The following is an 11647-nucleotide window of genomic DNA, read 5'->3' as shown; positions in this document are numbered from 1 at the left end:
CGGCATCGCCGTCGGGACGGCGCCCGGGTCCACGGCGACGACCACCGTCGGCGCGGGCTCCCGTACGGGTCTGGATCCGTTGCCGGTCGGGCGCTGCGCCGCCGGGGCCGCGCGGAGCGAGAACCACACCACCTTGCCGGGGGTGTCGTCCTGGTTCCGTGCGCCCCAGGCCTCGCTGACCGCCGCGACCAGCGCCAGCCCGCGCCCGCAGGTCTCCAGCGCGTCCGCGGCCGCCTCCCGCAGGACGGGAAGCCGCGGATCGCTGTCGTACACCGAAACCGTCAGCCGCCCCAGCCGCAGCTCGATCTCGACGGTGCACGTCTTGTCCGGCTGCGCGTGGCGGTGGACGTTGCTGAGCAGCTCCGTCACGCCGAGCGCAGCCCGGTCTATGAGCGGGTCCAGCTGCCAGTGGCGCAATTGCGCTGAAACGATCCTTCGGATCTGTCCGATCCGGGACGGCAAGGCCTGCAGTTCGACTACGCAGTGCCTGCGTGAATGACTGATCACGGCTGCGACTCCCCGACATGAGTGTTACGGGTGCTGCACCCTCGGTAATGCTCCACCAGGGTCACCCACGGTGCCCGTGTATGCAACCGAACGCGATCGAAAGCGATCCGCATGGATACCCAAAGTGACTGTTTGCGCAGGTGAGGGAGGTACATTGCGAAAGCAGGGGGCGAGAAACCGCAAGAAGGAGCAAGGCGCATGAGCACCACCCGTACCTCCGGTACTACGGCTACGACCGTCGACGTCGACCGTAGCGACGCGGACTACCGCGCCTGGCTGAAGGAAGCCGTCCGCAAGGTCCAGGCCGACGCCAACCGTTCGGCCGACACCCACCTGCTGCGCTTCCCGCTCCCCGAGGAATGGGGCATCGACCTCTACCTCAAGGACGAATCCACGCACCCGACGGGCTCCCTCAAGCACCGCCTCGCCCGCTCGCTCTTCCTGTACGCCCTGTGCAACGGCTGGATCCGCCCCGGCCGCCCGGTCATCGAGGCCTCGTCCGGCTCGACCGCCGTCTCCGAGGCGTACTTCGCGAAGCTCGTCGGCGTCCCGTTCATCGCCGTCATGCCGCGTACGACCAGCCCGGAGAAGTGCCGGCTCATCGAATTCCACGGCGGTGAATGCCACTTCGTGGACGACCCGATGAAGATGTACGAGGAGTCGGCCGAACTCGCCGCGCGCACCGGCGGGCACTACATGGACCAGTTCACGTACGCGGAGCGGGCCACGGACTGGCGCGGGAACAACAACATCGCCGAATCCATGTACCAGCAACTGCGCCTGGAGCGTTACCCCGAGCCCGCGTGGATCGTGGCGACCGCCGGCACCGGCGGCACGTCCGCGACCATCGCGCGGTACGTGCACTACATGCAGCACGACACCCGCGTGTGCGTCCCCGACCCGGAGAACTCCTGCTTCTTCGACGGCTGGACCAACAACGACCCGCACGCGAGCAGCGATTGCGGCTCCCGTATCGAGGGCATCGGCCGGCCGCGGATGGAGCCGAGCTTCGTGCCGGGCGCCATCGACCGGATGATGAAGGTGCCGGACGCGGCGAGCGTCGCCGCGTGCCGGGCGCTGGAACAGGCCATAGGGCGCAAGGCGGGCGGCTCCACCGGAACGGGCGTGTGGAGCGCACTGAAGATCATCTCGGAGATGGTGGCCGAGGGGCGCAAGGGCAGCGTGGTGACGCTGCTGTGCGACCCGGGCGACCGCTACCTGGACAAGTACTACTCGGACGAATGGCTGGCCGCGCAGGGCCTGGACATCGCCCCGTACGCGCAGACCCTCGACACCCTGCTGGCGACCGGCGTCTGGCGCGAACCCGCGGCCTGACCCGCTACCGGCCGTCCGGCCGGCCGGACGACAGGCGGGCGTCCAGGGCCCGGACGGCCGAGCGGAACGAGTGGCCCAGGCCCGGGCGCGCACCGGCGAGGGCGAGCCGGAACAGGGCCGGGCCGTCCGCCGCGAAGGTCCAGCGGACGAGGGTGCCGGCGCCGACCCCGGCTCCGGAGCCCGTGTCCGTGCCGGTTCCGGGGCCCGTGCCGGAGCCGGCTCCGGAGTCCGTGCCCGTGCCGGTTCCGGGGTCCGTGCCGGAGCCGGGGAGCGGTTCGGCGGGGCGCAGGAGCCACTCCTCCAACAGGGCGCGCACTCCGGGCGCGTTGGTCTCGTCGACCCGGTACGCGTAGCGGCGCTCCGGATCCGCCGCCATGATCGTCTCCTGGAAGCGGGTCCCTCCGACCAGCCGGACCTCCCGCCCCGCGCCGCCGTGCGTCGGCCGGGCCAGGGTCACCGCCCCGAACCACCGGGGCCACCCCGCGACGTCCTCGGCCAGGGCCCGGTACACGGCCTCCGGTCCCGCCGCCGTCCGTGCGGTGAAGGTCAGGCGGATCGGGGCGTCCTCGATGAAGTCCAGCCCCACCGGGCGGAGTCGGCGAGCCATGGCGGTCCCTCCTGGGGGTGTACGACGGAACGCATGTGCGCATGCGGTGCGCGTACCCTAGCTGGCGGCTCGTCAGATGTCCGCCGCCGCCCCGCGTGGCGGCCCTCACCGCAGCTCCCACCGCTCTCACCACGGCTCCCGCCGCGGACCGCCGCCGCGTCCCCTCGGCCACGGCCCCCGCCACTGCGGCACCGGCCCGGAAGATCGCCCGGAGGGGGCCTAGGCACGCGGCGTGCCGCGCGGGATGCTGGACGCGCGCTGATCCCGCCCCGCGAGCGGAGGCCGCCGTGCCGGACACCCCCCAGCCCCCGCATCCCCTGGCCCTCGAACTCCTCACACCCCCACGCCCCCTGGCCCTCGAACTCCGCGTGCACGGAGTGCACGGCGCACCCCCCGACGAGCTGCTCGGCGATCCGCGCACCGTCCGCATCACCGGGGACTCCACCGCCGCCGTGTTCCGCCGCGCCGCGGACGCAGACGCCGAGGCCCACCCCGAGTGGTACGCCGGCCGGCCCGTCGTCGAGGCCTACTGCTGGTCCCGGCTCACCTCCGGCAACGGCTCCCGCGCCCTGTGGCTGCTGCTCCTGCCCTTCATGGTGGTCAACCTCGCCCACTGGGCCCGCCCGGCCGAGCCCGCCACCGGACCGGCGCCGCGCGCGGTGCGCACGTACGGGGTCCTCGTACGGGTCCTCGCGCTCAGCCTCACCCTGCTGCTGATCGCGGCCGCCTGCGAGGTGGCGCTCGACCTCCTCGCCTGGCAGTGCGCGGGCGACAGGGCCTGCACCGGCTCCCGCTCCTGGCTCGGGTTCCTGGAGCCCGGCGGCTGGTGGGGCCAGCCCGGACGGCGCCTCGTGCTCGGAGCGCTGGTCCCGGCCGCACTGACCGGGTTGCTGTGGTTCCTGTCGAACCGCACCTGGAGCGCGTACGAATCCCAGCCGCCGCCCGCGGGCGCAGCCGTCCCCGCCCCGGCCGGGGAGGGCGCGCCCGCGCTCGGCCGGCCCGGATTCTGGTACGGACGGCGCATCGTGGCCCGGCTGCGCGCCGCCCACACCGCCGCCGGACTGCTCACCGTCGCGGCCGCCGTCGCCGCACCCACCGCCCGCTACGACCGCAGTGCCGCCGCCCCCGTGCTCGACCTGCTCGGCTGGGTGCTGGAGGTCCTGCTCGCCGCCGGGGGCGTCGCCGTCGCCTGGGTCGTCTGCCGGCGCGGCCGCACCGAAGCCCGCCCCGACCACGCCCTCGACCGGGCCGCCGTCACCCTGCTGCCCGGCGCCGCCCTCGCCCTGCTCGCGGCCGTCCTGCTGTACGCCGGCTGGTCGCGCCCCGGCTGGACCTCCGCCGGGCGGCTCCCCGGGGATTTCGTGTTCGGCGTGCTCATGCTCGGCCAAGGCTGCTGCGTCCTGCTCCTCGGCGTCGTCGCCGCCCGCCTGTACCGGCTGGCCCCCGACCCGGCGAGCGCCCTGCACGGCCTCGGCGGCCCCGCCATCGCCATGCTCGGCTGCGCCCTCGGCGGGGTCATGTCCGGCGGCGTCGCCCAGCGCGTCGCCGACTGGCTCGACGGCGGCGGCACCCCCTCGGCGGCCCGGGTCCCGGTGCCCGCACCGCCCGTGCTGCTGTCCTGGCAGGCCGCCGTACTGCCCCCGCTGCTCCTCGTACTGGCCCTGCTCGCCGCCTGGTTCGCGGTGCGCGGAGTCCGCGCCCGGCGCCGGATCGCGGCCACCGTGGCCGCCGAGTACCCGGGGGAGCCGCCCGACGAGGACCGCAGCCGCCGGATCGCCGGGGCCCGGGCCGCCGCCGCGCTCACCGACTCCGCACCCTGGTTCGTGGCCGCCGTCTCCGGGATCACACTGCTGCTCGGCGCGGGCGCCCTCGCCGGAGCCTGGCTCAGCGGCCGGGTCCCGGGCGAGGCCGCCCGCGGCGCCCACCCGCTGCTGGCGGACGCCGCCCGCGCCGCACAGGACACCGGGTCCTGGCTGATCGGCCTCGGCATCGCCGCGTTCGTCACCTGGGGCCGCCGCGCCTACCGGGACCCCGCAGCCCGCCGCACCATCGGCGTGCTGTGGGACGTCGGCACGTTCTGGCCGCGCGCAGCCCACCCGTTCGCTCCGCCCTGCTACGCCGAGCGCGCCGTCCCCGACCTGACCTGGCGGATGACCGGCTGGACCGGCCGCACCGGCGGCCGCCTGGTGATCTCCGGCCACTCCCAGGGCAGCGTCCTCGCGGCCGCCGCCGTCTGGCAGCTGCCGCCCCAGGTCCGCCGCCGGGTCGCCCTGCTCACGTACGGCTCCCCGCTCCGGCGGCTCTACGGGCGCTGGTTCCCCGCGTACTTCGGCCCGGGGCCGCTCGGCGCGCTGCACGGGGACGTCGACTGCTGGCGCAACCTCTGGCGGGCCACCGACCCGATCGGCGGCCCGGTCCTCCACGACGCCGGCGACCCCGCGGCGCCGGCCGGACCGGCCGCATCGGCGGCCGTGCCCGGCGCCCCCATTGATCCCGGCGCTCCCGCCCCTCCCGATCTGGCCGACCCGGCGGGCCCTCCCGTCCCTCCAGCCCCTCACGCCCCGGCCGGTTCCGTGGACCGGGGGCCGCTCGCCGACCCGCTGGCCTACGGGCGCAGCGCCCGCCACCCGCTGCCCGCGCCGATCCTCGGCCACTTCGACTACCAGGCCGACCCGGCCTTCGCCGCCGAACGCGACGCCCTGCTCGCCCGGCTGGCCGGACCCGCCCGCCGCGGCCGGTCCGGCCCGCGCGCCGTACCGGCCCCGAGGGTCAGCAAGGAGCCGGCAGCGCCGGAAGGGCCGGAAGATCCGCCGGGAACAGCAGGGTGAGCTCGTCCGTGCCCGGGTCCGCCAGCTGCGCCACCCGGCCCGCATGCCGTTCGACCATCGACTCGAACGTCTGCCGTGCCGTACGGCCGTTGCCGAACGCCGGGCCCTTGGGCAGCTCGGTGAAGTACGTCAGCAGCGCCTCGGCGGTGCCCTCCCCGAGCCGGTACTCGTGCTCCTCCGCCTGCTGCTCCACGATCCGCAGCAGTTCCGGCGGCCCGTAGTCGCCGAAGGTGATGGTCCGGGAGAACCGCGAAGCCACCCCCGGATTGACGGTCAGGAAGCGGTCCATCTCCTCCGTGTACCCGGCGACGATCACCACCACCGCGTCCCGGTGGTCCTCCATCAGCTTCACGAGGGTGTCGATCGCCTCGCGGCCGAAGTCCCGGCCCGAGTCCTCCGGTGCCAGCGCGTACGCCTCGTCGATGAACAGGACCCCGCCGCGGGCCCGCTCGAACGCCTCCTGCGTACGGATCGCCGTGGAGCCGATGTGCTCGCCGACCAGGTCCACGCGGGAGACCTCCACCAGATGGCCGCGCTCCAGGACCCCGAGGGAGGCGAGGATCTCCCCGTACAGCCGGGCCACCGTCGTCTTGCCCGTGCCCGGGGAGCCGGTGAAGACCAGGTGGCGGCGGACCGAAGCGGCCTTGAGTCCCGCCTGCTGCCGCCGCCGGCCCACCTCGATCATGTCGGTGAGCGCCCGCACCTCGCGCTTGACGCTCTCCAGGCCCACCAGTGCGTCGAGCTGGCCCAGCACCTCGCCGGAGCCGCGCGCCTGCGACGACCCCTGCTCCGCCCCCTCCACGGGGCGCGGAGCCGGCACCCGCTCAGACTGCGCCCCCGGGCCCTGGACCGCGCCGACCGTGCCCGCCGCGCTGCCCGTACGGATGCCCGCCCGCTCACCGGGGGGCGCGCCGGCCGGGACCGACCGGTCGGCGAGCCGCGACCCCGACTCGTCGCCGGTGCACTCCTCGGCGACCGGGCCGTCCTCGGCGAACTCGTACCCCCCGCGCGCACAGCGCTCGGTGTGGCAGCGGGTCAGCGTGGTGCGGCAGCCGTCGAGGACGTGGAAGCCGAAACCGGAACTCCCCGTCACCCGGCAGGACCGGAAGCTCCCGCGGCCGCCCGCCGACACGTAGAAGCCCGCTTCGGACGGGGAGCTGACCGTGCACCGCTCCAGAACGGGATCGGCGCCCTTGGTGACGATCACCCCCGTCTGGACCGCGTCGATCGTGCAGTTGGCGAGGGTGCCGCCGCTGCCGTGGTCGCGGAACCAGGCCCCGGTCGCCGCCTCCCGGATCCGGCAGTCGTCGACCTGAGCGGTCGCCCCGTCGCTGACCGAGACGGCCGTGTTCCGCACCTGCGACAGGTCGCTGTCGACGACGTCGGCGCGCGAACCCCGGTCCAGGACGAACACCGCGTCCGGCACGTCGTGGACCCGGCAGGAGTTCAGCGAGGCGGTCGCCCCGTCACTGATCCACACCGCCGGATAGTCGCCCGTGCTGTCGTGGATCTCGCAGGACTCGGCATCCACCCGGGTCCCCGGATCCCACACCGACAGGCCGTTGCGGCCGAACCGGCGGACCGTGGTGCGGCTGAGCGTGAGCACCGAACGCGACCGCAGGTCCACCGCGTTCTCCGGGATGTCGTGGATGTCGCAGCCGGCGAGGGTGAGCACCGCGTCCGTGTCGAGGGTGACCCCGTCCGCCGACGTGCGGTGCACCGCGCAGTCGGTGAGGCGGGCCGCCGCACGCGCGGCGATCTGCACGCCCGCGCCCTTGATCTCGTAGACCTCGCAGCCCAGCGCCTCCAGGCCCGAACCCTCGCCGGTGACCGCGATGCCCGCCCCCGAGGCGTGGTGGATCCGGCAGCGCTCCAGACGTGGACGCCCGCCGCCGCGGACGGAGACCCCGGTCTGCCCCGCGGCCACCACCTCGCACTCCTCGAACACCCCGCCGCCGCCGTCCAGCACGGCGATCCCGACACCCGTCGGGTTCTCCACCGTGCACCGCCGCACCAGGGGACGGGCCCCACCGCGCACCTCGATACCCGTCGCCGACCGGGTACTGACCCGCAGATCGGTGAGTTCGGGGGACCCCTCCTCGACCAGCAGCGCGGGCGCGGCCCGGTCCTGCCCCTCCAGATGCAGGTCCTGGACCACGGCCGAGGCGCGCACCGTCAGCGCGACCCCGTCCAGCGGGGCGATCCGCACCGACCCCACCGAGCCCTCCGGCCCGCGCAGGACCACGGCGTGCTCCAGCACCAGGTTCTCCCGGTAGGTGCCGGGGCCGATGGACAGCACGTCCCCGTCGCCCGCGACGGCGAGCGCGGCGGCCAACGTCGGATACTCACCGGAGCGGCGCCGCCACCGCGACGACCCGCCGTGCGTCACCTGGACCGTGCCCTGTGCCATGGTGCTGTCGTGCCCCCGCCCTCGTACTCGCGCTCTCGAAGCGACCGGAACCACCGCCGCCGCCCCTGAGGTGGCGACGACCCGGCTCCGGCGCTCCACCGTAGCGCGCGCGGGGCCGATGAGATGCCAGGTCAGCTGCCCGCGCCCGCCCGGCCCCAGTCCGGTCCCGCCGCCGCCCACGCACGGTCCAGACGCATGTACCGACGGTGCATGAGCCTACGTACGACCAGCCGGCGGACCGTCTCCACCAGGGCCGCCGCCCCGAGGGCCGCGGCCAGGCCCACCACCGCCGCGTGGACGCTCGCCAAGGACCCGTCCAGCGGACGCCCGACCAGCCGGCCCTGCGCATCGGTCCATATCCGGAACCGGTCGCCCGCCCGCGGCGGTTCCTCCGCCGCCGGCACCGTCCCCTGGTGGCTGCTGCCGTCGGGCGCCGTCCAGGCCGCCACGATCTGCGTACGCTGCGGGGTCTGCCGCTGCGCCGACGGATCGGCCTGCGACCCCTCCGGCCCCTCGGGCGCCACCGCGGCCGGCCGGACCACCACCGCCGGCACGAGATGCCGCTCCTGCCGCTGTTCACGCGCGGCACGCTGCAGCGTGCCGTCCACCTCCAGGCCCGCGACCGTACCGACGGCCGGAGCCACCAACAGGACGCACAGCAGCGCCGCGAACGCCACCCACGCCTCGAAGAGGTCCGTCGTCCGTCGCAGCGGATTGCGCCGCCAACGCCACACACCCATTGCTGTCCACACGGTCCGGCTCCCCCAACTTGTGCCAGTCTCCGTCTGCCTGCGGTCCAAGCCTTCCGCATGCCCCGGAAAACCGCATTCCGGGACGTTCGGCAGCCCTGCACCCGATCCGCCGCACGGGTCCCGGTGGTCTAAGCCGAATCCCGCGCACCTTCACGCCACACCTGTCGAATGCACCAACGGCCCGCCCGTGGTGCATGGTTCCATCGTTCGTCCAGAGCCCCCCGAAGGTGTCATTCCAGGACGCGGACCTCGTCGCCCACCCGTACCGTCCCCACCTGTACGGGGACCAGCTGCCGCCCGAACGCCAGCGACTTGCCGATGCGCCGGTGCCGGGCCAGCGTCTTCAGGGGTTCCTTGCCGCGCTCCGCCGTCGCCTGGTCCGTCGTGGTGACGATGCAGCGCCCGCACTCCCGGACACCGCGGAAGACGGCGTCACCGATCGCGATGCGCCGCCAGCCGTCCTCCGCCCACGCCCCGGCGCCGGCGACCACGATGTTCGGACGGAAACGGTTCATCGGCAGCGGACCCTCCTCCGGAAGGTCCCCCTGCGCGATCAGCGCATTCAGCGCGTCCAGCGACGCCAGGGTGGCCAGCAGCACCGGATAGGCGTCCGCGAGGCTCACCGTCTCGCCCGGCAGCGCGTACGCCGGGTCGACGGGCCGACGCACGGCGGGGTCGTCCAGGTGCACCAGCCGCGCCGGCACCCCCAGGTAGGAGCTGAACCAGTCCGCCGCGGCACCCGCCGCGACCACGGTCTCGACCTTCTTGCCGAACAGGACGACCGGCTCCAGCGGACCCGGCTCCGGCACCTCCACGACCAGCTCGGCCATGCCGGGTGCCGACAGCGCGACGGCGCCGCCCCCCCGCGGACGCGCCGCGGCCAACGCCAGCCGGGGCTGCTGGCGTTGGGTGATGACCGTGCCCTCGGTGTCGACCAGCGCCCACCGCCGGTCCCCGGACAGACCCCAGGGCTCCACGACCACCTCGTCGGGAGCTGTCCCCGCTACCGACTTGACGGGATGGACGTGGAGCGCCTGGACATACATGTTCGACATGGGAACATCCTGCCAGGAGCTCCCGTGCACGCCCCAGCGGGCGCCGGGGGGCCCGTCAGTAGCCGCGCCCCTGGTACGGGCGGCCGTACGGGTCCTCGTACGAGGCGGCCGGAACCGGAGCCGGAACCTGCATCGGGCGCGGAGCGGCCGGACGCATCGCCTCGTACCCGGTGCCCATGGCCGCCGGCCGGGGCTGCTGAGGCTGCGCCTGCTGCATGTAACCCGCGCGCGCCACGGCCGGCTGCTGCTGCGGGATGTACGGGGCGGGCGCGTTCTGCAGGGGCATCGGCGCGGGCGCCGCCTGCTGGTACGGATACCCGTACGCCGGGGCTTGCTGCTGCTGCGGCACGGCCGGGGGCAGCGCGGCCGGCAGCGCGGGCAGCGAGGAGGCGAGTGCCGGGAGGTACCCACCGCTCGAATAGCCGGCGCTCGGCGAGTCGTACGCGGCCGGAACGCGGATCGGGGCGATCTGCGGAGTGCCGCGTTCGGCGACGAGGGAGTCGTAGATGGGGGTGTCCGGGAAGGAGGGCGCGGAGTAGTAACCGCCGCCATAAGTGGAGCGGGGGGAGGTCATGGGACCTAAGTTAAGCCCACGACTTCACCGGGTCCATAGCGAGGTGTGACGAACACCGCCCTGACCTGCATATTCCCAGGTCAGAGGCACACGCTTCACTTCGCGTTCACGTGTACGTTTTCGCCACTTCCGCCCCTGGTTGTTCCTACTCGTACTCACCGGGCGGGTGTTGCACCGATGTGTTGCTGACGCAGCGTCACAAGACGGTGACCTGGGATGACATCGGCCCGGTGGGCGGTTTGTCGTTTCAGGCATCACTGGGCCGGGCATAGGTACGGCCCTTCCACGCCGCGCCGCGCCCCCGGTAGTGCTGGACCGCCGAGTCGACGGTCATCAGCAGGTAGAGGAACGCCGTGAGCGGAAGCAGCGGCGCCAGAACGGCGGGCTGGCGGTAGTACCGCAGCATCGGCAGGTACGTGCCGGCCATCAGCAGCCAGGCGAGCCCGCCCGCCCATGCGGTGACGGCGTGCCCGCCGGCCAGCCCCGCCAGCAGGGCCGCCGGCGGGACGAGGTAGACGAGCACCAGCCCGGCCACCGTCCCGGCCAGCAGCAGCGGCTGGTGGCGCAGTTGCGCGTACGCGCTGCGCGAGACCATCCGCCACAGGTCAGCGAGTGCCGGGTACGGGCGCACGCTGTCCACCCGCTCCGCGAGCCCCAGCCAGATCCGGCCCCCCGAGCGCCGGACCGCGCGCGCGAGGGAGACGTCGTCGATGACGGCGTGCCGGATCGCATCCGGAACGCCCGCCCGGACCGCCGTCTCGGTCCGCAGCAGGACGCACCCGCCGGCCGCGGCGGCGGTCCGGCCGGTCGGGCGGTTGATCCGGCGGAAGGGGTAGAGCTGGGCGAAGAAGTACACGAAGGCCGGCACGACGAGCCGCTCCCACGGGCTGACGGCACGGAGCCGGGCCATCTGCGAGACCAGGTCCAGCCCGGAGCTCGTCGCGGCGGCGACCAGCTCGCGCAGGCTGTCGGGCTCGTGCGCGATGTCGGCGTCGGTGAGGAGGAGGTACTCGGGCTCGGTGGCGTGCGCGGTCCGGGCCAGCGCGATGCCGTGGCGCAGCGCCCACAGCTTCCCGGTCCAGCCGGGTTCCGGCTCGCCGGGGGAGACGACGGTGAGGGGTAGTCCCGGCTGCTCCCGGGCCAGCCGCCGGGCGAGGGCGCCGGTCCCGTCGGTGCTGCCGTCGTCGACCAGGATGACCTCGGCTTCGCCGGGATAGTCCTGGGCGATCAGCGAAGGCAGGCTGCACGGCAGCACCTCGGCCTCGTCCCGGGCCGGGACGACGATGGCGACGGAGGGCCAGCGGTCGGGGGCGTGCCGCGGCGGCAGCCGCACGTCCGTCCGCCAGAACATGCCCTGGGCGAACGTGAGCCAGATCCAGACGGCGAGGGACGCGCAGGCGGCGCAAAGAAGGCCCATGCGCGCAGTCTGCCGAACCCGCCGGGAGGTGTCGCGCATTCCGGCGGGGGCGGCGGGGCGGCGGGGCGGCGGGGGCGGGGGCGGGGCTGGGTGGTGGTGGGGTGGGGCGGGAGGTGGTTGGGCGGAGCGGCGGACGCGGCGTTGGGGTGTTCGGGCGGGATC

Annotated in this window: 9 protein-coding genes; 2 read left to right on the top strand and 7 right to left on the bottom strand. The window is 74.4% G+C overall.

Annotation, left to right across the window (positions count from 1 at the left end):
- Positions 1–507 (bottom strand): ATP-binding protein (locus ACFXA3_RS20525; protein WP_385188619.1); only part of this gene is annotated, 507 nt, incomplete at its 3' end.
- A 198-nt stretch (positions 508–705) separates the two neighbouring features.
- Here ACFXA3_RS20525 and ACFXA3_RS20520 point away from each other — a divergent pair.
- Positions 706–1842, top strand: a complete 1137-nt coding sequence (locus ACFXA3_RS20520) for a PLP-dependent cysteine synthase family protein (protein ID WP_385188618.1) — start codon at positions 706–708, stop codon at positions 1840–1842.
- Positions 1843–1846: 4 nt separating this feature from the next.
- Here the strand turns inward: ACFXA3_RS20520 and ACFXA3_RS20515 are convergent, their stop codons facing one another.
- Positions 1847–2449: an SRPBCC family protein gene (locus tag ACFXA3_RS20515; protein WP_385188616.1), complete on the bottom strand. Its 603-nt coding sequence runs from the start codon at positions 2447–2449 to the stop codon at positions 1847–1849.
- Positions 2450–2766: 317 nt separating this feature from the next.
- Here ACFXA3_RS20515 and ACFXA3_RS20510 point away from each other — a divergent pair, with 317 nt between their 5' ends.
- On the top strand, positions 2767–5277 hold the full coding sequence (locus ACFXA3_RS20510; protein ID WP_385188621.1) for a hypothetical protein: 2511 nt from the start codon (positions 2767–2769) through the stop codon (positions 5275–5277).
- Here the strand turns inward: ACFXA3_RS20510 and ACFXA3_RS20505 are convergent.
- From ACFXA3_RS20505 to ACFXA3_RS20485, 5 genes are all read right to left on the bottom strand, one after another.
- Positions 5219–7687 (bottom strand): right-handed parallel beta-helix repeat-containing protein, encoded by a 2469-nt coding sequence (locus ACFXA3_RS20505; RefSeq protein ID WP_385188614.1) that lies wholly within the window; start codon positions 7685–7687, stop codon positions 5219–5221. The genes ACFXA3_RS20510 and ACFXA3_RS20505 overlap by 59 nt on opposite strands.
- Before the next feature lie 131 nt (positions 7688–7818).
- Complete coding sequence (locus ACFXA3_RS20500; protein ID WP_385188612.1) at positions 7819–8439, bottom strand: hypothetical protein; 621 nt, start codon at positions 8437–8439, stop codon at positions 7819–7821.
- 230 nt (positions 8440–8669) lie between these two features.
- Positions 8670–9494 carry an MOSC domain-containing protein gene (locus ACFXA3_RS20495; protein WP_385188610.1) on the bottom strand — a complete coding sequence of 275 codons (825 nt, stop codon included), beginning with the start codon at positions 9492–9494 and terminating at the stop codon, positions 8670–8672.
- 55 nt (positions 9495–9549) lie between these two features.
- Positions 9550–10068 (bottom strand): DUF6643 family protein, encoded by a 519-nt coding sequence (locus ACFXA3_RS20490; protein ID WP_385188608.1) that lies wholly within the window; start codon positions 10066–10068, stop codon positions 9550–9552.
- A gap of 247 nt (positions 10069–10315) precedes the next feature.
- Complete coding sequence (locus ACFXA3_RS20485) at positions 10316–11485, bottom strand: glycosyltransferase (protein ID WP_385188606.1); 1170 nt, start codon at positions 11483–11485, stop codon at positions 10316–10318.
- Positions 11486–11647 lie beyond the last annotated feature (162 nt).

Origin of the sequence: Streptomyces sp. NPDC059456, assembly GCF_042750055.1 — a bacterium.
Taxonomy (GTDB): Bacteria; Actinomycetota; Actinomycetes; order Streptomycetales; family Streptomycetaceae; genus Streptomyces.
Note: the sequence above shows the minus strand (reverse complement) of the source record. Positions and strands in the feature narration are given on the sequence as shown.

Coding starts and splice junctions, on each gene's coding strand:
- ACFXA3_RS20520 (WP_385188618.1), top strand. CDS start 706: ATGAGCACCACCCGTACCTCCGGTACTACGGCTACGACCGTCGACGTC.
- ACFXA3_RS20515 (WP_385188616.1), bottom strand. CDS start 2,449: ATGGCTCGCCGACTCCGCCCGGTGGGGCTGGACTTCATCGAGGACGCC.
- ACFXA3_RS20505 (WP_385188614.1), bottom strand. CDS start 7,687: ATGGCACAGGGCACGGTCCAGGTGACGCACGGCGGGTCGTCGCGGTGG.
- ACFXA3_RS20495 (WP_385188610.1), bottom strand. CDS start 9,494: ATGTCGAACATGTATGTCCAGGCGCTCCACGTCCATCCCGTCAAGTCG.
- ACFXA3_RS20490 (WP_385188608.1), bottom strand. CDS start 10,068: ATGACCTCCCCCCGCTCCACTTATGGCGGCGGTTACTACTCCGCGCCC.
- ACFXA3_RS20485 (WP_385188606.1), bottom strand. CDS start 11,485: ATGGGCCTTCTTTGCGCCGCCTGCGCGTCCCTCGCCGTCTGGATCTGG.